Origin of the sequence: Microbacterium nanhaiense (assembly GCF_014646015.1) — a bacterium.
In the GTDB taxonomy this organism is placed as follows: Bacteria; Actinomycetota; Actinomycetes; order Actinomycetales; family Microbacteriaceae; genus Microbacterium; species Microbacterium nanhaiense.
The window spans coordinates 163,384-185,905 of the sequence record NZ_BMMQ01000003.1; the positions used below are offsets into that span (position 1 = coordinate 163,384).

General features: G+C 70.7%; 23 protein-coding genes and 1 tRNA gene. 12 read left to right on the plus strand and 12 right to left on the minus strand.

Going from position 1 to position 22,522, the window contains the following annotated elements; translation table 11 throughout:
- Positions 1 to 153: 153 nt before the first annotated feature.
- Both metX and IEX05_RS06490 read right to left on the minus strand, forming a co-directional pair.
- On the minus strand, positions 154 to 1,359 hold the full coding sequence (metX, locus tag IEX05_RS06485; protein ID WP_188700555.1) for a homoserine O-acetyltransferase MetX: 1,206 nt from the start codon (positions 1,357 to 1,359) through the stop codon (positions 154 to 156).
- 138 nt (positions 1,360 to 1,497) lie between these two features.
- The gene (locus IEX05_RS06490) at positions 1,498 to 2,799 is read right to left on the minus strand and encodes a bifunctional o-acetylhomoserine/o-acetylserine sulfhydrylase (protein ID WP_188700556.1); all 1,302 of its coding nucleotides are present in this window, start codon (positions 2,797 to 2,799) and stop codon (positions 1,498 to 1,500) included.
- Positions 2,800 to 2,913: 114 nt separating this feature from the next.
- Here IEX05_RS06490 and IEX05_RS06495 point away from each other — a divergent pair, with 114 nt between their 5' ends.
- The 3 genes from IEX05_RS06495 (at position 2,914) to IEX05_RS06505 (ending at position 5,803) form a co-directional block, all read left to right on the plus strand.
- Entirely contained in the window at positions 2,914 to 3,684 is a 771-nt protein-coding gene (locus IEX05_RS06495) for an SDR family oxidoreductase (RefSeq protein WP_188700557.1), read from the plus strand.
- A gap of 2 nt (positions 3,685 to 3,686) precedes the next feature.
- Positions 3,687 to 4,367, plus strand: coding sequence for a uracil-DNA glycosylase (locus IEX05_RS06500; RefSeq protein ID WP_188700796.1), 681 nt, complete (start codon positions 3,687 to 3,689; stop codon positions 4,365 to 4,367).
- A 68-nt stretch (positions 4,368 to 4,435) separates the two neighbouring features.
- Positions 4,436 to 5,803 (plus strand): peptidoglycan DD-metalloendopeptidase family protein, encoded by a 1,368-nt coding sequence (locus IEX05_RS06505; RefSeq protein ID WP_188700558.1) that lies wholly within the window; start codon positions 4,436 to 4,438, stop codon positions 5,801 to 5,803.
- A gap of 16 nt (positions 5,804 to 5,819) precedes the next feature.
- Here IEX05_RS06505 and IEX05_RS06510 read toward each other — a convergent pair whose 3' ends face one another.
- From IEX05_RS06510 to IEX05_RS06535, 6 genes are read right to left on the minus strand one after another with little or no spacing between them, the layout of a single operon-like run.
- Entirely contained in the window at positions 5,820 to 6,602 is a 783-nt protein-coding gene (locus IEX05_RS06510) for an ABC transporter ATP-binding protein (RefSeq protein ID WP_188700559.1), read from the minus strand.
- Entirely contained in the window at positions 6,595 to 7,377 is a 783-nt protein-coding gene (locus IEX05_RS06515) for an ABC transporter ATP-binding protein (protein WP_188700560.1), read from the minus strand. The genes IEX05_RS06510 and IEX05_RS06515 overlap by 8 nt, the downstream gene beginning before the upstream one ends.
- Positions 7,374 to 8,222 (minus strand): ABC transporter permease, encoded by an 849-nt coding sequence (locus IEX05_RS06520; RefSeq protein WP_188700561.1) that lies wholly within the window; start codon positions 8,220 to 8,222, stop codon positions 7,374 to 7,376. Before IEX05_RS06520 ends, IEX05_RS06515 begins: the two co-directional genes overlap by 4 nt.
- Positions 8,219 to 9,169: an ABC transporter permease gene (locus IEX05_RS06525; RefSeq protein ID WP_188700562.1), complete on the minus strand. Its 951-nt coding sequence runs from the start codon at positions 9,167 to 9,169 to the stop codon at positions 8,219 to 8,221. Before IEX05_RS06525 ends, IEX05_RS06520 begins: the two co-directional genes overlap by 4 nt.
- 1 nt (position 9,170) lies before the next feature.
- Entirely contained in the window at positions 9,171 to 10,649 is a 1,479-nt protein-coding gene (locus IEX05_RS06530; RefSeq protein ID WP_188700563.1) for an ABC transporter substrate-binding protein, read from the minus strand.
- Between the two features lie 3 nt (positions 10,650 to 10,652).
- The gene (locus IEX05_RS06535; protein ID WP_188700564.1) at positions 10,653 to 11,555 is read right to left on the minus strand and encodes an alpha/beta fold hydrolase; all 903 of its coding nucleotides are present in this window, start codon (positions 11,553 to 11,555) and stop codon (positions 10,653 to 10,655) included.
- Between the two features lie 185 nt (positions 11,556 to 11,740).
- On the opposite strand from IEX05_RS06535, the gene IEX05_RS06540 reads away from it, so the two are divergent.
- Together IEX05_RS06540 and IEX05_RS06545 are read left to right on the plus strand one after the other, a co-directional pair.
- Positions 11,741 to 12,205, plus strand: coding sequence for a carboxymuconolactone decarboxylase family protein (locus IEX05_RS06540; RefSeq protein ID WP_188700565.1), 465 nt, complete (start codon positions 11,741 to 11,743; stop codon positions 12,203 to 12,205).
- Between the two features lie 34 nt (positions 12,206 to 12,239).
- Complete coding sequence (locus IEX05_RS06545) at positions 12,240 to 12,710, plus strand: SIP domain-containing protein (RefSeq protein WP_188700566.1); 471 nt, start codon at positions 12,240 to 12,242, stop codon at positions 12,708 to 12,710.
- 5 nt (positions 12,711 to 12,715) lie between these two features.
- Here the strand turns inward: IEX05_RS06545 and IEX05_RS06550 are convergent, their stop codons facing one another.
- From IEX05_RS06550 to IEX05_RS06560, 3 genes are all read right to left on the minus strand, one after another.
- Positions 12,716 to 13,540 carry an arginase family protein gene (locus IEX05_RS06550; RefSeq protein ID WP_188700567.1) on the minus strand — a complete coding sequence of 275 codons (825 nt, stop codon included), beginning with the start codon at positions 13,538 to 13,540 and terminating at the stop codon, positions 12,716 to 12,718.
- A gap of 78 nt (positions 13,541 to 13,618) precedes the next feature.
- Positions 13,619 to 14,350, minus strand: a complete 732-nt coding sequence (locus tag IEX05_RS06555; protein WP_188700568.1) for a PspA/IM30 family protein — start codon at positions 14,348 to 14,350, stop codon at positions 13,619 to 13,621.
- Between the two features lie 83 nt (positions 14,351 to 14,433).
- Complete coding sequence (locus tag IEX05_RS06560; RefSeq protein WP_188700569.1) at positions 14,434 to 16,386, minus strand: TPM domain-containing protein; 1,953 nt, start codon at positions 16,384 to 16,386, stop codon at positions 14,434 to 14,436.
- Positions 16,387 to 16,482: 96 nt separating this feature from the next.
- Between IEX05_RS06560 and IEX05_RS06565 the strand changes: the two genes are divergently transcribed.
- From IEX05_RS06565 to IEX05_RS06590, 6 genes are all read left to right on the plus strand, one after another.
- On the plus strand, positions 16,483 to 17,322 hold the full coding sequence (locus IEX05_RS06565) for a DUF3097 family protein (protein WP_188700570.1): 840 nt from the start codon (positions 16,483 to 16,485) through the stop codon (positions 17,320 to 17,322).
- A gap of 27 nt (positions 17,323 to 17,349) precedes the next feature.
- The gene (trmB, locus tag IEX05_RS06570) at positions 17,350 to 18,072 is read left to right on the plus strand and encodes a tRNA (guanosine(46)-N7)-methyltransferase TrmB (protein WP_188700571.1); all 723 of its coding nucleotides are present in this window, start codon (positions 17,350 to 17,352) and stop codon (positions 18,070 to 18,072) included.
- A 2-nt stretch (positions 18,073 to 18,074) separates the two neighbouring features.
- Positions 18,075 to 18,758, plus strand: coding sequence for a hypothetical protein (locus tag IEX05_RS06575; protein WP_188700572.1), 684 nt, complete (start codon positions 18,075 to 18,077; stop codon positions 18,756 to 18,758).
- Positions 18,759 to 18,816: 58 nt separating this feature from the next.
- Positions 18,817 to 19,464: a YcnI family copper-binding membrane protein gene (locus IEX05_RS06580; RefSeq protein WP_188700573.1), complete on the plus strand. Its 648-nt coding sequence runs from the start codon at positions 18,817 to 18,819 to the stop codon at positions 19,462 to 19,464.
- A gap of 76 nt (positions 19,465 to 19,540) precedes the next feature.
- Positions 19,541 to 19,613: transfer RNA gene (locus IEX05_RS06585), tRNA-Arg, on the plus strand.
- 62 nt (positions 19,614 to 19,675) lie between these two features.
- On the plus strand, positions 19,676 to 20,020 hold the full coding sequence (locus tag IEX05_RS06590; RefSeq protein ID WP_188700574.1) for a cupin domain-containing protein: 345 nt from the start codon (positions 19,676 to 19,678) through the stop codon (positions 20,018 to 20,020).
- Here IEX05_RS06590 and IEX05_RS06595 read toward each other — a convergent pair.
- Positions 20,010 to 20,762: an SGNH/GDSL hydrolase family protein gene (locus IEX05_RS06595; RefSeq protein WP_188700575.1), complete on the minus strand. Its 753-nt coding sequence runs from the start codon at positions 20,760 to 20,762 to the stop codon at positions 20,010 to 20,012. The genes IEX05_RS06590 and IEX05_RS06595 overlap by 11 nt on opposite strands.
- Before the next feature lie 109 nt (positions 20,763 to 20,871).
- Here IEX05_RS06595 and argS point away from each other — a divergent pair, with 109 nt between their 5' ends.
- Complete coding sequence (gene argS, locus IEX05_RS06600) at positions 20,872 to 22,521, plus strand: arginine--tRNA ligase (RefSeq protein WP_188700576.1); 1,650 nt, start codon at positions 20,872 to 20,874, stop codon at positions 22,519 to 22,521.
- Position 22,522: the final 1 nt, after the last annotated feature.

The following is a 22,522-nucleotide window of genomic DNA, read 5'->3' on the forward strand; positions in this document are numbered from 1 at the left end:
GGAGCTGGAGGGGTATTCCCTCCGCAGTTCGGGATCAGCTCCGCGGCGCGAGGCCGGGCGTTCGCGAGGAGCCACGCGACCCGGCCTCCCGCAAGGGGAATGCCCGCAAAGGGAATGCCCGCGAGGGCAATACTCGCGAGGGCATCTCGCGATCTACTCCGAGAGGAGTGCGCGCAGGTGGTGGCCGAGGACGGTCGTCTCGATGAGGAAGCCGTCGTGGCCGAAGTCGCTGCGGATCACGACCGCCTCGTCGCCGTGGATGGTCGTCGGGATGCCGTTCGCGATGCGGTGCTGGCCCTCGATCGGGAACAGTCGGTCGGTGTCGATGCCGACGACGAGGGTCTGTGCGGTGACGCGGGCCAGGGCGTCGTCTATTCCGCCGCGTCCGCGGCCCACGTCGTGCGAGTTCATCGCCTCGATGAGTCGGGCGTAGGTGTTGGCGTCGAATCGCCGCGTGAACTTGTTGCCGTGGAAGTCGAGGTAGGACTCCACGGCGTAGCGCCCGCCGTAGCCGAGCGGGCTGACGTCCGACTGCCAGGAGCGCTGGAAGCGCTTGTTCAGCTCGACGACTCCGCGATAGTTCAACATCGCAAGGCGGCGGGCGAGGGCGAGGCCGCGGTGCGGTCCCTCGCCGGGGCCCGCGTCGTAGTATTCGCCGCCCGCGAAGCCGGGATCGATTTCGATCGCCTCGAGCTGCGTCGTGTTCAGCGCGATCTGATCCGCACTCGTCTCCGGAGGCGAGGCGATCACCGCGAGGCGTGCCACGCGCTCGGGGTGCGTGATGCCCCATTCGAGCGCGTGCATGCCGCCCATCGAACCGCCGACGACCGTGTGCCACCGCTCGATGCCGAGGTGGTCGGCGAGCGCCCGCTGCGCGTCGACCTGATCCCGGATCGTTAGGAACGGGAAGCGGGACGCCCAGTGGTCGCCGTCCGGGTGGATGCTGGCGGGACCCGTGGATCCCTGGCATCCGCCGAGGATGTTGGGTGCGATGACGAACAGCCGGTCGGTGTCGATCGGACGGCCGGGGCCGACGATGTCCTCCCACCAGCCTGCCGTCTGATGCCCAGGGCCCGCCTCGCCGCGCACGTGGCTGTCGCCCGTGAAGGCGTGCAGAACGAGCACGGCGTTCGAATTGTCGTCGTTGAGCTCGCCCCAGGACTCGTAGGCGAGCCGCATGTGCGGGATCGTGTCGCCGCGCTCGGTTGTGAAGGATCCGAGCCGCGCGAACTGGCGCTGGCCCACCGGGTCGCCGTCCTGCCATGCGCCGCTGGCGGGAGGTCGGCCCGCCATCAGTCGCGCGTCGGCCTCCGTGACGGGGGCCGACGGGACGGTGTCTTCGGAGATTTGCCAGTCCATGGTGTCGTCTATTCTGCCGTGTTTCCCGCGGCCGGGCCGCCGCGCCCGCGCGGGAGCGGATCCGGGGTGAACGAAAGGGGAGGTTTCGCAGAGCGGATCGCCCTGCGAAACCTCCCCGAGTGGTGAGGACCGGAGTGCTCAGGCCTTGGCGCGCGCGAACGCCTGCTCGAGGTCGGACTTGAGGTCCTCGACGTTCTCGAGGCCCACGGACAGCCGCACGAGTCCGGGCGTGACGCCGGCGGCGAGCTGCTCCTCGGGGGTCAGCTGCGAGTGAGTGGTCGACGCCGGGTGGATGACGAGCGATCGCACGTCGCCGATGTTCGCCAGGTGGCTGAAGAGGGTCAGCGAATTGACGAACGCGCGACCCGCGTCCACACCGCCCTTCAGCTCGAAGGAGAGCACGGCCCCGACGCCCCGGGGCGCGTACTTCCGCGCCGCCTCATACCAGGGCGACGAGGGCAGGCCCGAGTAGCTGACGGTCGCGACGTCCGGGTGCTGCTCGAGCCACTCGGCGATCGCCTGGGTGTTCGCGACGTGACGCTCCATGCGTAGCGACAGGGTCTCGATGCCCTGCAGCAGCTGCCAGGCGTTGTTCGGGGCGGCGGAGGAGCCGAGGTCGCGCAGCATCTGCACACGCGCCTTCGTAATGTAGGCGACGGAGTCGCCGAGGGCACCGGTGTAGCTGATGCCGTGGTACGAGGGGTCCGGCTCGGTGAGCTCGGGGAACTTCTCCGCGTTCTTCGACCAGGCGAAGGTGCCGCCGTCGACAATCGCTCCGACGACGACCGTGCCGTGGCCCGAGAGGAACTTCGTGGCCGAGTGCACGACGATGTCGGCACCGTGCTCGAAGGGGCGCACGAGGTACGGCGTCGCGATCGTGTTGTCGGCGATGAGCGGGAGGCCGTTCTCGTGCGCGATGTCGGCGATGCCGCGGATGTCGAGCACGTTCGCCTGCGGGTTGCCGATCGTTTCGGCGAAGAACAGCTTCGTGTTGGGGCGCACGGCGCGGCGCCACTCGTCGAGGTCGTCCTGGTTCTCGATGAAGGTCGTCTCGATGCCGAGCTTCGCGAGCGTGTACTTGAAGAGGTTGAAGGTGCCGCCGTAGATCGCGCCCGAGGAGACGATGTGATCGCCCGCCTGCGCGATGTTGAGGACCGCGAAGGTCTCGGCCGCCTGTCCACTCGCCACCAGAAGAGCGCCGGATCCGCCTTCGAGCGCCGCGATGCGCTGCTCGGCGACGTCCTGCGTCGGGTTCATGATGCGCGTGTAGATGTTGCCCGACTCGGCGAGCGAGAAGAGGTTCGCCGCGTGATCGGAGTCGCGGAACACGTACGCGGTGGTCTGGTACAGGGGCGTCGCCCGTGCGCCCGTCGTCGGGTCGGGCTGCGCGCCGGCGTGGATCTGGCGGGTCTCGAAGGCCCACTGAGCGGAGTCGGTCATGGGGGTTCCCCTATCGCTGATGATGTGGTGGCTTGAGATGACCATACGGCCGGTCGACGTGCGCGCCAATACCCGGGAAACGTGGCGTCATATGCGGATGGGTAGGCTGGAATCATGACGAGACGCGCAGTGGTGACGGGAGCAAGCTCGGGCATCGGCAGGGCGACGGTGGTGGCCCTGCGCGACAGCGGCTGGGAGGTGCTCGGGGTGGCGCGTCGGGCCGATCGGCTCGCGCAACTCGCCGCCGAGACGGGCGCCGAGGTCTTCGCGGCGGACCTCACGAGGCAGCAGGACATCGACGCGCTCGCGGAGCGCCTCGGTTCGGATCCAGCGCACTCGCTCGTGCACATCGCCGGCGGCGCCCTCGGCGCCGACCGCGTCGAGGATGGCGACAGCGTGCAGTGGTTGCGCATGTACGAGATGAACACCCTCTCGGCGCAGCGGCTCGTGAAGGCGCTGCTCCCGAAGCTCCGGGCCACGGCGGCGGCGGAGCGGACACACGTCGACACGCTCTTCCTCACGTCGACGGCGGCGCAGGTGGCCTATCCCGGAGGGGCCGGGTACAACGCGGCCAAGGCGGGGGAGTCGATGCTCGTGCAGGCCCTTCGGCAGGAACTCGTCGGCGAGCCGATCCGCGTGATCGAGATCGCCCCCGGCATGGTGCACACGGAGGAGTTCTCGCTCGTGCGCCTCGGCGACCGCGCGAAGGCCGATGCCGTCTATGACAACGTCGACCACCCCCTCACCGCGGCGGATGTCGCCGACGTCGTCGCCTATAGCCTGAACGCGCCCGGGCACGTCAATCTCGACCAGGTGACGATCCGCCCCGTCGCGCAGGCGGCCCAGCACCTCGTGCATCGCGGCCCGCTGGCACCGCGCGCGTGACCATGGCGCGGACCCTGCCGGAACTCGCGGAGGCGGGCCTGATCGACGCGAGCTGGGCTCGTGCCCTGGAACCCGTCGCGGGAACGATCGCGGCCATCGGAGAGCGGCTGCGCGCCGAGCAGAAGCCCTACCTGCCGTCGGGCGATCGCGTCTTGCGCGCCTTCCAGCGCCCGCTCGACGAGGTGAAGGTGCTGATCGTCGGCCAGGATCCCTACCCGACGCCGGGGCACCCCGTCGGTCTGTCGTTCTCGGTCGAGCGCGACGTGCGTCCCGTGCCGCGCAGTCTCGGCAACATCTACCGCGAGATGCAGACCGACCTGGGGCTCGCCCCGCCCAAGCACGGCGACCTGTCCAGCTGGGCCGATCAGGGCGTCATGCTGCTCAACAGGGCGCTGACGGTCGCTCCCGGAGCTCCCGCCTCGCACAGGGGGTGGGGTTGGGAGGCCGTCACCGATCACGCCATTCGCGTTCTCGCCGCGCGCGAGCGACCGCTCGTGGCGATCCTGTGGGGCAACCCCGCGCGTCAGCTGGCGCCGCTCCTCGGGTCGACGCCGAGGATCGAATCCGCGCATCCCTCGCCGCTGTCCGCCAATCGGGGCTTCTTCGGCTCGCGGCCATTCTCGCGCGCGAACGCGCTGCTCGAGGAGCAGGGCGCGGATCCGATCGACTGGACCGTGCGGTAACACAACACGCTCTGCGGGTTTACAGAATCGTGACTTCGGGTCAGGATGGAACGCGGGGAGGAAATCTGATGATGTCACGGCGGTCCATTCGCTCTGCGAGACAGGCCAAGCGCGCGCAACTTCTTGTCGGAACGGGTCTGCTCGTCGCGACCCTGGGCACCGTGGCGGTCGCCGGCTCGATAGGCCAGCCCGGGCCGACGGCGCCTCCCGCGGCCGCCGATGCGGCGGCTCCCGAACCCGTCGCGACGCACGCCACCGAGACGCTGACCGGCGACGTCGAACACGGGCACGGCGGAGTGACCGAGGAGGACGTCGAGGCGAGCGCGGCCGAGCTCGCGCACAGCACCTATGCCGCCGCGACGAAGGACGAACTCGAGGACCTGCGCCGGGAGGCGCGGAAGAAGCTCGTCCAAGACGCGATCGCGAAGGGCCTGCCCGTCGACCCGGCGTGGCTGGAGGACGACGCGACGCTCTCCCCGGGCGACAAGCTCGCCTGGCCGCTCGCCAACTACTTCATCAGCGACTACTTCGGGACCCGCGGTGGCGGGCACATGGGCATCGACCTCGCCGCCGCCGCCATGGAGCCGATCGGCGCCGCCGCGCCTGGCGTCGTGATCCTCTCGCAGGACAACTACTTCGGATACGGCTCGGCCGTCATCGTTCAGCACGCCGACGGGTACCAGAGCGTGTACGGGCACATGACGTACGGTTCGCGCACCGTGAAGGTCGGCGACTGGGTCGAGACCGGCGATCACCTGGGCGGTGTGGGGAACACCGGGCGCAGCTTCGGCAACCACCTCCACTTCGAGGTGCGGAAGAACGGCGTCCCGGTCGACCCCTACCCGCTCCTGACGGGCGGTTCCGCGGCGCCCGTCGAGATCAAGCCGGGCGTTCCCGTGCCGCCCGACCCGGGTCCCGCCGAGCAGCCCACGCCGTCCGACGAGCCGACGCCCAGCGACGAGCCCTCGCAGACGCCGCCGGCGTCGCCGTCGGCGAGCCCCTCGCCCTCGAAGACTCCGTCGCCGTCGAAGAGCCCGGCGCCGTCGAAGACTCCGACGCCCTCGACGCCCGCGAGCCCGTCGCCGTCCAAGACGCCCTCTCCGTCGCCGAGCCGCGGACCCGAGCAGACGCCGTCGCCCACCGCGCCCGCCTCGCCGTCGCCGTCGACGCCGCCCTCGGAGCAGCCGTCGACGCCACCCGAGCCGGCGCCGACGCAGGCCCCGAGCCCGTCGACGGCGCCCGACCCCGCCCCGACGCAGGCCCCGAGCCCCTCGACCGTGCCCGAGCCGGCTCCGACGCAGGACGCGCAGCCGACACAGGAACCCACGCCGACGAAGCGGGCGGCGCCGACCGAGACCGCGACCGCGGCTCCCGAGGCGACGACCGAGGCCGCGCCGGACGGCACGGCGTCGCCGACGCCCACGGACACCCCGTAGCGGGCCGGCTCGCCGCCTACAGCGTCGGGATCGCCGCGAGCAGCCGCTGCGTATAGGGGTGGGCCGGCCGGGACAGCACGTCGCGGGTCGCGCCCCGCTCGACGACCGCGCCATCGGTCATGACGAGCACGCTGTCGCACACGTTCTGCACGACGCCGAGGTCGTGGCTGACCATGACGAGGGTCAGCCCCTCCTCCCGCCGGATCTCGGCGAGAAGCGCGAGGATCTGCGCGCGAACCGTGACGTCGAGGGCGCTCAGCGGTTCGTCGCCGACGAGGATCCGCGGCCGGTGCGCGATCGCCCGCGCCAGCGCGACGCGCTGGCGCTGCCCGCCGGAGAGCTCGTGTGGGTACCGTTCCGCGGCGCCCGCGAGGCCCACGCGCGCGAGAACCTCCCGCACCCGTGCGCGCCGGTCGCCGGCCACGTCGAGCGCCCACAGCGGTTCGCCGACGATGCGGCCGACGCTCATCCGCGGGTCGAGCGATCCGTAGGGATCCTGCAGTACGACGCCCGTGAGCCGGCGCAGCCAGCGCAGCTCGCGCGCGCGTCCGCGGAAGTCCACGCGGCGGCCGTCGACCTCGAGTTCCCCGGAATCCGGCGCATCGAGAGCGAGCAGGATCCGCGCGAGCGTCGACTTGCCGGATCCGGATTCGCCGATCACCCCCACGCTCTCGCCCTCCGCGATGTCGAGGTCGACGGGATGCAGCTCGAACGACATCTCCCGGCGTGAGAAGAGGTCGCGGCGCGGGGTGCGGAAGGTGCGGCTCAGGCCTCGCGCGCGCAGGATCGGATCAGTCATGGCGCCTCCACAGCGTCGCCTTCGAGTCTCTGAGCAGCCCCTGCGTGACCGGATGCGTCGGCGCCGAGAGCAGGTCCGCGACCGCGCCCTCCTCGACGACGCGCCCGCGCTCCAGGACGACGGCGTGCGTCGCAACCTGCGCGAGAACCGCGAGGTCGTGAGTGATGAACACGAGCGAGGCGCCGCGATCGGCGACGATCGATGCCAGGAGCTCCAGGATCCCCTTCTGCACGGTCACGTCGAGCGCCGTCGTGGGTTCGTCGGCGATGATGAGCGAGGGCTCGGCCGCGAGGACCGCGGCGATGCCGACGCGCTGGCGCTGTCCGCCGGAGAGCTGATGCGGGTAGCGCCGGACGATGCCCGCCGGATCCGGCAGGCCGACCGCTGCCGCGAGCCGCTCCGCGAGCGCGCGCGCCTCGGGGCCGCGGACGCCGCGATGGATCCGCGCGGCCTCCGCGATCTGGCCGCCGACGCGGCGGATCGGGTTGAGCGCGGTCTGCGGTTCCTGGAAGACCATGCCGATCTCGGATCCGCGGATGGCGGCAAGCTCGCGGTCGGGGAGCCCGAGGATCTCGCGGCCGTTCCAGGTCACGGATCCGGTCGCGCGGGCGCCGTGGGGGAGGAGACCCATGACGGCGAGCGCCGTGAGCGACTTCCCCGATCCGGATTCGCCGATGATTCCGAGCCGCGCGCCGCTCGGCACCTCGAAGGACACGCCGTCGACGACGCGGGATCCACCGATCTCGATTACGAGCTCGCGGACGACGAGGGTCATGAGCGGGCCTCCGAACGGGGGCGGGTGAGTCGGGGATCGGTGGCCTCGCGCAGGGCGTCGCCGAGCAGGTTGAGCGCGAGCACCGTCAGGGTGATGGCGAGGCCCGGCCAGACGACGCTCAGCGGGTGGATGGCGACGTAGCCCTGCAGCTCGCTGAGCAGCAGGCCCCAGCTCGGCAGCGTCACCGGCGCCCCGACGCCGAGGAACGACAGGCCCGCCTCGGCGAGCACGGCCGCCGCCATCGACCACGACAGCTGCACGATGAAGACCGGCGCGGTGTTCGGCAGGAGGTGGCGGGTGAGGATCTGCCCTCCCGTGAGACCGGACGCGCGCGCGGCGAGAACGAAGTCGGCGCGGCCGATGCGGCGCAGCTCGCCGCGGGCCACGCGCGCGATATTGACGCCGTAGCCGATGCCGACCGACCAGATCACGACCCACAGCGACCCACCCCACACCGCGGCGATCATCATCGCGATGAGGAGGACGGGGAAGGCGATGAGAACGTCGACCGCGACGGCGACGGCCTCGCGGACGGGGCGCGACGTGAGGGCCCCGAGGGCCGCGAGGGCGACGCCGACGACGATCGCGACGATGCTCGCGCCGAGCGCGACGACGACGGTCGACCGCGCGCCCGCCATGAGGAGCGACGCGATGTCGCGGCCCGTGCCGTCCGTGCCGAGGAGGTGCGGCCACCCCGGCGGGGCCCACGCGGTGTACGCGTCGGCTCGTGCCGGATCGAAGGGCGTCCACGCGAGCGACACGGCGGCGACGATACCGATCACGGCGACGACGACGAGGGCGGCGCGGCCCGTGGGGATGCGCCAGAGGCGATGGAACCAGCTCATGCGCGCTCCCGGAGACGCGGGTCGACCGCGTGGTGGATGAGGTCGACGATGAAACCCACGACGAGCACGAACGCGGTCAGGACGAACAGCTCGCTCTGTACCATCGTGAGGTCGCGGGCGCCGACGTCCGCGACGAGCATCCGGCCGATGCCGGGCAGCGTGAAGACCTGCTCCACCACGACGGCGCCGACCATGATGCCCGCGATCTGTACGCCGAGCACCGTGATGATCGACAGGCCCACGGCCGGCAGCCCATGCCGCACAAGCGCCCTGTTTCGGGTGAGTCCCTTCGCCGCCGCGGTGCGGACGAAGTCCTCGCCGGCGGCCGCGAGCGTGGCGCTGCGCACGAAGCGCATCAGCAACGCGCCCTCGACGACGCCGATGGTGAGCGCCGGCAGCACGAGCGCCCGCAGCGCGGATCCGGGATCCCTCCAGCCCGCCCGGGGGAAGCCCTGCGCCGGCAACCAATCGAGACCGACGGCGAACACGACGACGAGCATGAGGCCGGCCCAGACCACGGGCACGGCCGCGAGCAGCTGCGTCACGACGTTCAGAGCGGTGCCGGACGGCCGGTCGCGGCGCTGCGCCCCGAGAATTCCGAGGGGCACCGCGATCGCGAGGGCGATGACGAGAGAGAAAACACCCAGCGGGATCGTCACCCGGGCCTTCTGCGCGATCTGATCGGCGACGGGCGACCCTGTTACCAGCGAGGATCCGAGATCGCCCGTGAAGAGTCCGCCGATCCACTCGGCGTACTGCGCGAGGAGCGAACGGTCGAGACCGAGGTCGCTGCGGATCGCCGCGATCTGCTCGGGAGTGCCGTCGGCACCCGCGATCATCTGCGCGACGTCTCCGGGGAGCACCCGGAGCGCCGCGAAGATGATGGCGCTCGAGGCGAGCAGACCCAGCGCGAGCAGGAGGATCCGCGTGAGGGCGTAGCGGATCACGTCACTCCGCGAGCGTGACGCCCGCCAGCCTCAGGCGAGTGGACGTGGCCGCCGTCGGGAAGCCCTCGACCCCCGGGGCGGTCGCGATGATGTCGGCGCGCGTGTAGAGCCAATCGGCGGGTGCCTGCTCGGCGACGATGCGCGCGGCCTCGGCGAGGAGCTGGGCCGACGCGTCGGCGTCGGTCTCGCGCATCGCGTCGGCGTAGAGGCCCTGTACCTCGGCCAGCGCATCCGGGTCGCTGAGGGAGTAGTAGTAGTCGGGGTTCGACCACGAGTCGAAGTCGCGCGGCTCGACGTGGTTGACGAAGCTCAGCTGGTAGTCGCGGTTGCTGTACACGTCGTTGAGCCACGCCGAGAACTCGATCGTGTCCACCTCGAGGGTGACACCGATGTCCTTGAACATCGACACGAGCAGGGAGGAGATCTTCGTGTCGTAGACGTTGGGGAAGCTCAGCGTGAGCGTGAGATCCTCGACGCCCGCCTCGGCGAGGAGGGCGCGGGCGCCTTCGGGGTCGAAGCTCGTCGTGTCGGACAGATCCTCGTAGCCGGGGTCGAGCTTGGGGATCGGGCCGAACTGCGTCTCACCGGCGCCCACGGCGGTGAGGATCGCCTCGTGGTCGATCGCCATGCGCAGCGCCTGACGAACGCGCAGGTCGTCGAGCGGCTCCTCCTTGCCGTTGAAGGCGAGGATGAACTTGTCGGTCGTCTCACCCTGGGTCACCGTGAAGTCGCCCTCGAGCTGCGGGGTGAGCTCCGCGCTCACGCCCGTCAGCACGTCGAGCGTGCCGTCGAGGCCCGCGCTCACGAGGGCATTCGGATCCGGGATGTAGTGGAGCACGACCTCGGACGGACCGGCGGGCTCGCCCCAGTAGTCCTCGTAGCGCTCGAGGGAGATGCTGTCCTTCTGGATCCACTCGCCGAGCGTGAACGGGCCCGTGCCGTTCTCCGCCGTCTTCAGGTCGGTGTCGTCGCCGCTCTTGAAGATGAGGCCACCGGGACCGGTCAGGAGGAAGAGCAGGTTGATGTTGGGCTCGGCGAGCGTGATGACCACGGTGCCGTCGTCGGGCGCGGAGACCTCTTCGATGGCCGCGAGGTCCTTCGCGCCCGTGCTCGACTCGTCGTTCTTCGTCTCGGTGAGGCTCGTGACGACGTCGTCGGCCGTCATCGGGGACCCGTCGTGGAAGGTCACCCCCTCCTGCAGGACGAAGGTGTATTCGAGGCCGTCGTCGGAGACCGACCAGTCCTTCGCGAGCGCGGCGACGACGTCGCCGTTCTCGCCGCGCGTGACGAGCCCTTCGTAGACGTTGTCGACGAGCGCCTGCTCGAGCGCGGCGCCGGAGGTGTGGCGGATGTCGAGGTTGCTCGGCTCGAGCACGAGGCCGATGTCGAGCGTCGTGTCGGCGGGTCTGCCGGCGCACCCGGCAAGGGCGAGCACGCCCACGAGGGCGGCGGCGGGGAGGATGCGGGCGGCGCCAGGCATCGGTCAGTTCCTTCCGGAGAGGCTCGCCCGCACGGCTCGTGCGAGGTCGAGGTGGCTGGTTTCCTGCACGTTGTGCGGAGCATCGAGGACGATGGCGTCGTGATCCGGGCGTGCGGAGGCGAAGGCGCGAATGCGTTCGGCGGAGAGAAGGCCGCGGGATCCGGCTACCAGGGTGACGGGGATGGTGAGGGAATCGAGCGCGCGGGCATCGCGGTCGTCGTCGATGTCGAGCGGCCTGCTGTCCGGTGCGGATTCCGACAGGATCCGCGCCATGTGGTGCTTCCATTCGACGACGCCGTCGTCGCGGGTGCGCGTGTTCAGAATGACGCCGCGGCGGGCCTTGTCGCGCTCGCCGCCGAGGCCGAAGGCCACGGCGTGATCAAGAACCTCCTCGACCGAGCCGAACTCGAGCCGCTCGTAGAACGGTGCGAGCGCGGAGCGCCCGGATCCTCCGATTCCGGGCAGCACGTCGACGAGAACGAGGTGCGCGACGAGCTCGGCGCGGAGGGCCGCGACGTGGATCGCCGTGAGGCCGCCGAGCGAATGCCCGACGAGGGTCACGGGCGCCTCGGCCCAGTGCTCGATCGCGCGGATGACGGCCTCGGCGTTGCGCTCGGGGGAGTAGTCGGCGTCCTCACGCCAGGACGAGTCTCCGTGCCCGGGCAGGTCCACCGCGAGGGCGGGTGCGGCGAGGTCGATGATCGTGCGGTCCCAGGTGTGCGCGTTGAGCCCGGCGCCGTGGACGAAGACCGCGTCCGGGCGCCCGCCTCCGAAGAGAAGCGCGCTGAGCGAACGGTCGCCGTCGAGCTCGAGCCGCTCGCGGCGTACGCTCGGAACCGCGGCACCCTGATCGCGGGCATCGTCGGAGAGGAAGGCAAACTCGTCGAGAGCTGCGTGTGCGGTCACGGGGTGTCCTTCGAACGGATACGAGGCACGCCCATTCTGGCGCGGCGCGGGGCGCGCCGGGAAATCAGCTCGAGAAGTGCACAGAAAAGCGTGTCATAAATGATCAGAATGTTTACTTAGAATTCATTCACTTGCGCAGAATGATTTTTGACGCGTTTTCCGTTCGGGGTCGGTAGGGTTCGAACATGACCGAACGGCGTGTGCACCTGGCCAAGAGCGCGATGGACGTTTACCGCGCCCTCGAGGAGTTCGCGAAGCAGGTGGGGAAGGTCTGCCGCGAGAACGGAGTCGAGGATCGGCTCAAGGAACTCGTGCAGCTGCGCTGCTCGCAGATCAACGGTTGTGCGTACTGCATGCGCGTCCACGTCGAGCGTGCCGAGAAGGCCGGGGTCACGATGGATGAGCTCGGGCAGCTTTCCACGTGGCGTGAATCGGGTGTCTTCACGGAGCGCGAGCGCGCGGCGCTCGAGCTCGCGGAGGCGCACACCCTCATCCATGAGGACGGCATCTCGGACGAGCTCTACAACCGGATCGGGTCCGTGCTCACCGAGCAAGAGTATGTCGCGATCAGCTGGACGGCGATCTCGATCAACGCGTTCAACCGCCTGACGATCGCGGGGCATTACCCCGTCCCACCCAGGCAAGGTTAGGCAAGCCTTTATCGGGGCGTATGATGGTCATATCATGACCGCACGCCCCGACTTCGCCTCTCACGACGACAGCTCCTGTCGTTCGCGCCGGCACCCGCGCGCCCAGCACCTCGTCGTCGCCGACGAGCGTTCGCTCGCCGACCTCGAACTCGCGCTCGTCGCCCTGCCGATCTGTGCGTCCGGGCGTGTGTTCATCGAGGTCCCCGACGCATCGTGGGTCTGTGCCCTCCAGGCGCCGCCCCGCATGAGCGTCACGTGGCTCGATCGCTCGATCCGCCGCGGCGAGATCGGCTCGGCGGAGCTGTGCCGATCCGGGCAGGCCGTGACTCGCGCCGCGATCGCATACGCCGACGAGGTGCTGTGCGACGAGGAAGCCCGCGAGACGAACGTCACCCTGCTCGCCGGTTTCGTGGCGACCGCCGACATCGTCGAGCACCTGACGACCCGGCTCGACATCCCGCGCGAATCGATCACGGTCGCCGAAGCGCTCACGCAGTACGTCTGACGACGCTACGCCTTCGCGAGCGCTCCGATGATGCGCAGGATCGTGCCCATGTCGGCGACGCCCGCGTCGGCAGAGCGCGGTGCGAAACCCGCGAGCGACGCGCCCGCGAGCGGCAGGCGCCCGCGGATCGCCGCGATCGCATCGATGAGAGTCGCGGGGTCGAGCCCGAACGGCTGGGGAGACGAGACGCCCTCGACATGCGCGGGGTCGATGACGTCGAGGTCGACGTGCACGTACGCGCGCGCCGCGCCCGTGCGGGCGAGCGCATCGACGAGCCGATCGGCGAGCTCCGCGACCGCGAGCGTCTGGATCCCGGAGTCGGAGGCATAGACCTCCTCCGCGATGTCGAGGTCGCGGGCGCCCACCAGGACGACCCGGTCTGGAGTGACGGCTCCCGCGGGGGCCTTCAGGCCCTCCGGCGCGTCGCCGATCGCGGCGCGCAGCGCCATCCCCGCGTATGCGCCCGTGGGGGAGCTCTCGGGCGTGTGCAGCGCCCCGCGCGCGCTGAACCACACGATCGCGATGTCGTCCGAACCCGCGGCGGCGTGCGCGATCGACGGGACGGCGACGCCGCTGTCACCGCCGATGACGATCAGCCGCTCGCCGGGGAAGGCCTCGAGCTCCTCCCGGGTGTGCTGCGCCACCCGGAGCAGGGTGCTGGCGCGCAGGATCCCCGTGTCGAGGCTTTCTCCGGCCTCGACCGGCACGTCGACACGGTGACAGGCGGAACTCGGCAGGTCGCCGGCGATCAGCTCGGCCCCGTCGATGAGACTCATGGCGCGGGGCGACGGGGATCCCTGCCACTGCGGTACGACGATGAAACGAGCCATGAGACGATCTTCTCTCTTTGAGGGGCGAAAGAAGAAGAGGCACCGGAGAAGATCTCCGATGCCTCTTCCCGCTGTGGTTTACGCCTCCAGCGCGCCCGCGTTGCCCGACTTCAGGGCGGCGAGACGCGCCTCGACCTCGGTCAGCTCGCCGATGTCTTCGAGCGACTCGAACTGAGCGTCGAGGCTCGACGCGGCGAGCTCGGCCTTGCCCGCGGCGAGCGCCTCCTGGCGGCGCACCTTCTCCTCGAAGCGGCCGAGCTCGCTCGTGGGGTCCATGACGTCGATCGACTTGACGGCGTCGTGCACCTTGTTCTGCGCGTCGGCGAGCTTCGCGCGCGAGAGCAGCTCGCTCTGCTTCGCCTTGAGCTGCGTGAGCTTCTGCTTCATGCCGTCGAGGCCGCCCTTGAGCTTCTCGACGACCTGCTGCTGCTGGACGAGCTGCGGCTCGACGGCCTTGATCTCGTTCTCGGTCTGCACCTGGCGCTGAATGGCGACCTTGGCGAGGTTGTCGAACTTGTCGGCGCCGGCGATGTCGCCCGCGGCGCGCAGCTCGTCGCCCTTGCGGCTGGCCGCGATGGCCTTGTTGCCCCACTCGGCGGCGGCCTGGCGGTCCTCGGCGGTGTCGCGCTCGAGGAGGCGCAGCTGCCCGATGGTCTCGGCGATGGCCGACTCGGCCTCCGCGATGTTGTTGGTGTAGTCGCGCACCAGCTGGTCGAGCATCTTCTGCGGGTCCTCGGCCTGGTCGATCAGGGCGTTGACGTTCGCGCGGATGAGGGTCGAGATGCGCCCGAAGATGGACTGCTTGCTCATGGTGAGTGCCTTTCAGAGGGTAGCGGCGGATGTAGGGGGAAGTATGTCGGATAAAGGTTAAGAATGAGGTTCGAATGCGGGGCTCAGAAGCGTCGGCCGCCGCCGGAACGGGAGCGCGAGCCTCCGAAGCCACCGCCGGACCGGCCGCGCGAGCGCCCGCCGAAGCTCGAGCGGGATGAGCCGCCCCACCCGGATCCGCGGCGCGAGCCGCCCGAGAGGGAACCGCCGATCATCCCGCCGATGATGCCGCCTAGGATCTGCTGTCCGATGCCCGACGACGACCCCGTCGAATAGGAGGACACGTCGGCGTGAGCGCTCTGTGAGGCGCGCTGCGCGTACTGCAGGCCGCGCTGCGCCGCGGCGAGAGCGGCGGTCGGATCGGTCTGGCGTGCGCTGATCGCGGCGTTGATCTCGGCCTGTGCCTGCGCGAGCGCCGTGCGTGCGGATGCCCCGACGGCGCCGCGCCGGGTGTTCACGAGTGTCTCGGCCGACTGCAACTGGCCCATGGCCTGTCGCAGGGTCTGATCGAGCTGGGCCTCGGCGCGTCGGCGCTTCTCGTCGGCGGCTCGCGCATTCGCGAGCACCTGATCCATCTGCGCGTTGGCGGTTGTGAGCGCCTCGAAGACGATGAGGGGTGTGCGGCCCTTGCCGGAGAGGTTCGCCCGTGCCTGCTCGATGTGGGCGCGGGTGGCCGCGATCGCCCGGGTGAGCGAACCGTCGTTATCGGGGAGCCCCTGGGCCTGGGCGATGTCGTTCTCCAGATCGGCGATCGCGGCGCGCGCGTCCTTCTCGGCCTCGGAGAAGCGCTTCTGGAGCCCGGTCACGGCGGCGACGAGCTCGTCGACCTGGCCGAGCGCCTGTTCCGCCTCGTGCAGGTCGAGGGCGGCGGATCCGGAGTCGCCCGCGGCGAGGCTCTCGCGGGCCTCCGCGAGGCGCGCGTCGACGAACTGCAGCCGCGCCGCGGCCTGTTCGTCGTTGTCCTCGACGTCGTCGAGCACGGGCGCGGCGTAGGTCTGCCGCAGGCGCGCGATCTCGGCCGTGATGCGCTCGGGCCCGTCGGCGGCCTCGGCGCGCCGCGCGGCGAGCTTCTCGAGCACCTGGGACGCGTTCTTCTCGATCGCGCGCAACTCCTCGAAGCCGGCCGCCTTCGCATCCAGTTCGGCGTCGGCCTCCTCGAGGAGGCCGACGATCTCGGAGTATTTCTCGTGCTGCTCCTCGAGGGTCTCGGGCGTGGAATCGTCGAGTTCCTGCTGCAGAGTGAATGACCGGTTCAGGGCCTGTCGCGCCTGCGCGAGCGCCTGGGCGTATTCGCTCACGGCCTCGGCGCCGAACTGTGCCGTCGCGAAGCCCATCTCCTGCTCCGCCGTGCGCAGGGAATCGTCCATCTCGAGCAGCAGGCTCGTCGCCTGCGTGCGATAGGTCTCGACCTCCGCCTCGAGCCGCTCGCGGGCCTCTTGCTCGGTGCGGCGCTTCTTCGCCTTCTTCGCGGCGGTGACGGCGATCGCGATGATCGCGCCGACGACGACGATCGCGCCGACCACGTACCAAACGGTGTAGTTCGGCTGGGACTGCCGCGTCATCTCGTCGGCGGCCCGATCGACGGCCCCCGCCCAGTCGTTGTCGCCGAGCGCGTCTCCCGCGGCCTCCTCGATCGCGAGGAGCTTGCCCTCGGCCAGGCCGCCGACGGCCGGCTTGGCGAGATACAGCTGGCGTCCCTCCGTCGCGACAGCGAGGAGGTACTGGTCGTTGCCGAGGCCGTTGAGGTCGGCCGTCGCGTTCGCCCAATCCGCGGAGTCGGCGGGTGAGTCGAAGGTCTCGACATACACGACCCACAGCTCGAGCCCCGTCTCGTCCGCGAGGGCGTCGAGGCGGGCGTCCGCGGCCTGCTCCTCGGCATCGCTCAGGACGTCGGCGCCGTCGAAGATCTGCGAATCCCCCAGGCGCGGCGGCTGCTCGGCCTGGGCCGCGAGCGGTGCGAGCACCATCATGCCGCCCAGCCCGAGCGCGGCGAGGAGCCGGGTCATTCGTCTGCGCATGGGTCCCCCTTCGGATGCCTGTGAAATCGATCCTAGGGATAACGCGCGGCAAACAAAGCGTTCGGCGCGATCTCGTTCTTTCGTAGTCTGGACGAGATGTTCGAAGACAGGTACGGATCCGATGTGCTCGCGGGCGAGTGGCGGGCCAAGGGCAAAAAGGTGTCGAAGCCGGTGGCGGCCGAGGTCGATCTCGTCGTCGAGGTCGCGGGCGACGGATGGTGCGGGGCGATCACCCGCGTCGAGGCGGGAAACGTCGAGCTCGAGGACTGGAAGGGACGGCGCCGTTCGTTCCCGCTCGGTGCCGGATTCCTCATCGACGGCGAGCCCGTCACCCTGCAGAAGGCCGTCGCGCAGCCGCAGGGGCGACGGCGCACGGCGTCCGGATCATTCGTCGCCGCGGACGAGCGCGCCAAGGTCGCGCTGCCCAGCCGGATCCTCGTCGAGGGCAAGCACGATGCGGAGCTCGTCGAAAAGGTGTGGGGCGCCGACCTCCGGGCGGAGGGCGTCGCGGTCGAGTTCCTGCAGGGTCTCGACCTGCTCGAGGACCTGCTCGAGGTCGAACCGCCGAGCGCGAAGCGGCGCTACGGCGTGCTCGTCGACCATCTCGTTGCGGGATCCAAGGAGGAACGCGTCGCGCGGCGCATCCTCGCGGGCCGCCATGGCGCGCACCTCAAGATCGTCGGTCATCCCTTCGTCGACGTCTGGCAGTGCGTGAAGCCGCAGGCCATGGGCATTCCGGCGTGGCCGGTCGTGCCGCGGGGGCAGGACTGGAAGACCGGCGTGTGCCGGGGCCTCGGGTGGCCCGCCGAGAGCAAGGAGGACATCGGAATCGCGTGGCAGCGTATCCTGTCGCGCGTGACGACGTTCCGCGACCTCGAGCCCGAACTCCTCGGACGCGTCGAGGAACTGATCGACTTCGTGACGGTCGGGGATTAGTCAGTGCCCACCCGTACGCTGGAGGGTATGACCGAACCCGGGACCCAGCGCAAGGGCACGCTCTCGTTCGTCCGTCGAAACGGCCGCATCTCCGACGCGCAGGAGCGCGCCTGGCGCGAGCTCGCGCCGACGTACGTCTTCGACGTGCCCCGCGACGTCGCCGAGACGAGCGTGCACCCCGACGCCCGCCTGGACCCCGCCGCGGAGTTCGGCCGCTCCGCGCCGCTCGTCGTCGAGATCGGCACGGGGCAGGGCCACGCGATCCTGCATGCCGCGAGTGAACACCCCGAGACCGACTTCCTCGGTGTCGAGGTCTACCACGGCGGTCTCGCCCGAACGATGCTCGAGGCCGACAAGGCGGGCCTGTCGAACATCCGACTCATCGAGGCGAACGCGCCCGAGGTGATGCAGACGCTCCTGCCGGAGGGCTCCGCAGACGAGGTGCGGATCTTCTTCCCCGATCCCTGGCACAAGAAGCGCCACAACAAGCGCCGCATGATCAGCCCCGGATTCGGCGCCGTCGTGGGACGCGTGCTGCGCGACGGAGGGCTCCTGCGGCTGGCGACGGATTGGGAAGACTACGCGCTGCAGATGCGCGAGGTGATGGACGCCGAGCCCGAGTTCGAGCGCGCCTTCGACGGCGAGTGGGACGCCCGCTTCGCGGGTCGGCCCATGACGGCCTTCGAGCGGAAGGGCCTCGACAAGGGTCGCGACATTCGCGACCTCACCTACCGCCGCGTCGCGCGATAAGCATGTCGCACGACCGGGGCCTCGGCGGTTCGCCGCCGGTCTCGGCGTGCCCGAAATCCTCGCAGCGCGTGCGCGCGGCCCGCGCCGCCTTCCTGCGCCGCGGCGCCGCGTCGTCCGTCGTGACGACCATGCTCGCGGCGATCTCGCACACCGTCGGCGGAGGCCCCGCGCCCGCCCCGACGATCGTGCTCGGCATGATCGTGCTGCTCATCGCGCCGTCGGCGCTGCTGCTGCAGGCACCCGCGCCGCGGATCCGGGGGAGCGCCCCCGTTGCGCTTCGCCGCATCGGCGGCCTCGCGCGCATCGTCCTCACGACGATCGTCGCGCAGGCGGCGTTCCACTCGGCGTTCTCGGCCCTCGGCAGCCCGATCGAGGGCGGTCCCGTCGTCGGCGGGCACCACCACGCGGCGCTACCCGAGTCGGTCGTCGCACATGCCCATCCCGCGGGGCCGGGGATGCTCGCCTCCCACGCCATCGCGGCCCTCGTCACGATCGCGATCCTCGCCTACGGCGAGAGCGTGATCCGCCGCGGCGCCGACTGGATCCGCCGCGCCGCGCGCGTCGCCGCGCCCCTCGCGCCGCTGCCGCTGTTCCCTCGCCTGCTCGCCCCGGCCCGGCGGCGGATCCGCGCCGTGGACGCCTGGGTCCCGCCCGTGGGGCTCCGCGGGCCGCCCGTCTTCTCCTGAACACCATCCATCGACCGGTCGCAGACCGGTGTTTTCGCATGCTTTCTCAGGAGAAAAAATGACCACCACCAAGAAGCTCTCGCTCGCCGTCGCGGGAACCGCGCTCGCCGCGGGCCTCGTTCTCGCCCCCGCGGCCGCGTTCGCGCACGTCGGCGTCGATGCCGCCGACGAGCCGGTCGCCGGCCAGAGCACGACCCTCAGCTTCGGATTCAGCCACGGCTGCGATGGCTCGCCCACGACGCAGATCGCCATCTCGATGCCCGAGGGCCTGAGCGGCGTCCACCCGATCGCGGACGCCGGCTGGTCGATCGACGTCGAGCGCGGCGGCGACGCCGGACGCGTCTCGACCGTGACCTACACGGCGATCGAGCCGATCCCCGACGAGCTGCGCGGAGAGGTCGCCATGCAGGTCGGTTTCGCCGATGACGCCTCGGGCGAACTCGTGTTCCCCGTGGAGCAGAGCTGCGAAAGCGGATCCACGTCCTGGTCCGAGGTCGCGGAGCCGGGCCAGGATCCGCACGACCTCGACGCCCCGGCACCCACGCTGGAGATGGTGACCCCGACACCGAGCGAGGAGCCGGCCGCCTCCGAGGCGGGCGACGGCGTCGAACCGTGGACGATCGTCTCCGCGAGCGTCAACGTTCTCGCGATCGGGGTCGCCGCCGTCGCGCTCACGATCGCCGTGCGTTCGGCGCGTCGCCGCTGACCCGTCCGCCGCGCGACTCACCCGGGAGCTCGCCTGAACGAGGCACATCGCGAGCGCTGATAAGCTCGTGGTGTCCGCCTCTGTAGCTCAGGGGATAGAGCGCTGGTTTCCGGTACCAAAGGTCGGGGGTTCGATTCCCTCCAGGGGCGCGGATGAGAGAAGCGGGGATGGCCGAGCGGCCATCCCCGCTTCGTCGTCGGAAGGGAGCGTCATGGCGGAGGAGACCCCGCGCATCGTCGGCGATGCGCGCGCGGGCGACGGATCCGGCGCCGTGTGGCGCCTGTCGCCCGGCGAGCGCACGCTCGACGCGAACGTGATCCACCTGCCCGCGGGCGACGGCATCGCCGAGCACGCGGGTCCGCAGCTCGACGTGCTGATCCATGTCATCGATGGCTCGGGCACGCTCACCACGGAGGATGGCGACATCGAGCTCAAGCCCGGATCGCTCGTGTGGCTGCCGAGGCTCTCGCGCCGCGCGTTCGCCGCGGGGCCGGACGGGCTGCGCTACCTCTCGGTGCACGGGCGGAAGCCGCTGCTCGGGATCGTCACTCGGTGACGGGAGCGAAGGGACTCAGCGGATCGAGCTCGGCGAGATCGGCCGCGAGCCGCTCGGCCAGGTAGGCGTGACCCGCATCCGAGGGGTGGAAGGCGGCCGACGCGTCGATGTACTCACCGATGTTCGCCTCGGTCAGCCACTCCTCCGCGATGGGCGAGATGTAGCCGAGGCCCGCCTCCGCGGCAAGATCCGCGAGCACGGCGTCGATCTCCTCGACCCGCTCGTCGAGTGGCAGGGTGCTCGGGGCGGGGCCGAGGATGATGACATCCGCCTCGGGATACGTGTTCTCGACGGCCCGCCACACCGCGCGCGCGGCGCGGGGGAGCGCGGAGATCAACTCGTTGCGGTCGTTGACGGAACCCTGCACGATCACCACATCGGGGTCGAGATCGGGGTTGAGCTCCGCGACGCGGGTGCCGTAGAACCCGCCGAGCTCACCCGGATGAAGGTAACCGCTGCCGTCCTCGCCGAGCGCGGTGACGTCCCAGCCGAGAAGCTCGCCCGTGAGATGCGGGTACGCGTGAGCGGTATCCGTCGCGGCCATGCCGCGGGTCCACGAGTCTCCGAAGACGAGCATGCTCGGGGACGGCGTCGGGGTGGGCGTCGGGGTGGCGGCCGACGGCGCCTGCCAGCGATCGGTCGCCGCGGCGTCGCTCTGAGGCGTCGCGGCGCACCCGGTGAGGGAGGCGAGCGCCGCCAGGGCGCAGCAGACGACGGTCGCGGGGCGGATCGCACGGGCCATCCCTCCAGGGTATGTGCTCGGCCCGTGGGATCACGCGCCGCGCGTTCGCGCGTGCGGGATCGGTGCCCGTGCAGGATCCGGCGCGCCGCGCCACTAGAATTGTCCTTCTATGAACCCCGATGCTCTCGCCACAGCCCTGCTGACCGTTCTCGACGCCGTCGCAGAGCAGCGACGCCCGGGTGAGCCGCTCGGAGCGACGGCCGCCGACATCACGGTCGAGCGTCCCAAGAATCGCGACCACGGCGACTGGGCGACCAACGTCGCCATGAAGTTCGCGAAGCGGCTCGGGGCGAACCCGCGCGAGCTCGCCCAGCAGATCGCCGAGCAGCTTGGATCCGTCGACGGCATCGCCTCCGTCGAGATCGCCGGCCCCGGCTTCATCAACGTGCGCCTCGACGCCGCCGCCGCGGGTGCGCTCGCGAAGACCATCGTCGAGGCGGGGGAGCGCTACGGGCGCAACGACTCGCAGGCCGGCAACAGCATCAACCTCGAGTTCGTCAGCGGCAACCCGACCGGCCCGCTGCACATCGGGCACACCCGCTGGGCCGCGCTCGGCGATTCGATGGGACGCCTGCTCGAGGCGTCCGGCGCGAACGTCGCCCGCGAGTACTACATCAACGACGCGGGCGCGCAGATGGACCGCTTCGGTGCGAGCGTGCTCGCCGCGATGACCGGCGCCCCTGCCCCGGAGGACGGCTACAAGGGCGCCTACGTCGATGACCTCGGCCGCCGCGTGCTCGAGGCGCACCCGTCGATCCTCGACTCGGAGGCCCCGCAGGACGCGGTGCGCGACGCCGCCTACGAGATCCAGCTCGCCGACATCAAGGAGTCGCTCGCGAAGTTCAACGTGCACTTTGACGTGTGGTTCTCGGAGCGCGAGCTGCACGCGGGCGAGCCGAGCCTCATCGACCAGGCCGTCGACCGCCTGCGCGCCCAGGGGCACGTCTACGACGCCGATGACGCCGTGTGGGTGCGGACCACCGACTTCGGCGACGACAAGGACCGGGTGATCCGGCGCGGCAACGGCATCTACACGTACTTCGCCGCCGACGCCGCCTACTACCTCAACAAGGGCGACCGGGGCTTCAAGCACAAGATCTACCTGCTCGGCGCCGACCACCACGGCTACGTGCACCGCCTCAAGGCCCTCGCGGGCTCGGCGGGAGACGACCCCGAGAAGGACATCGAGGTGCTCATCGGCCAGCTGGTGTCGGTCAACGGCGCCCGCCTGTCCAAGCGCGCCGGCAACATCATCGAGCTCGACGACCTCCGCGACTGGATCGGCACCGACGCGCTGCGCTACTCGCTCGAGCGCTCGCCCGCCGACTCGCCGCTCTCGCTCGACCCGGAGCTGCTGCAGAAGCGCACGAACGACAACCCCGTCTTCTACGTGCAGTACGCGCACGCCCGCACCCACAACGTCGCGCGCAACGCGGCGGACGCGGGTGTGACGCGCGATTCCTTCGCCCCGGAGCTGCTCGCGCACGAGACGGAGGCGGCGCTCCTCGGCGCGCTCCAGGAGTTCCCGCGCATCGTGGCCTTCGCGGCGGAGGTGCGCGAGCCGCACCGCGTGGCGCGTTACCTCGAGGAGCTCGCGGGCCTCTACCACCGGTGGTACGACAACTGCCGCGTCACCCCGAAGGGCGACGAGGAGATCGCGCCGGTGCACGGCACCCGCCTGTGGCTCAACGACGCGACGGGCCAGGTGCTGCGCAACGGCCTCTCGTTGCTCGGCGTGAGCGCGCCCGAGCGCATGTGAC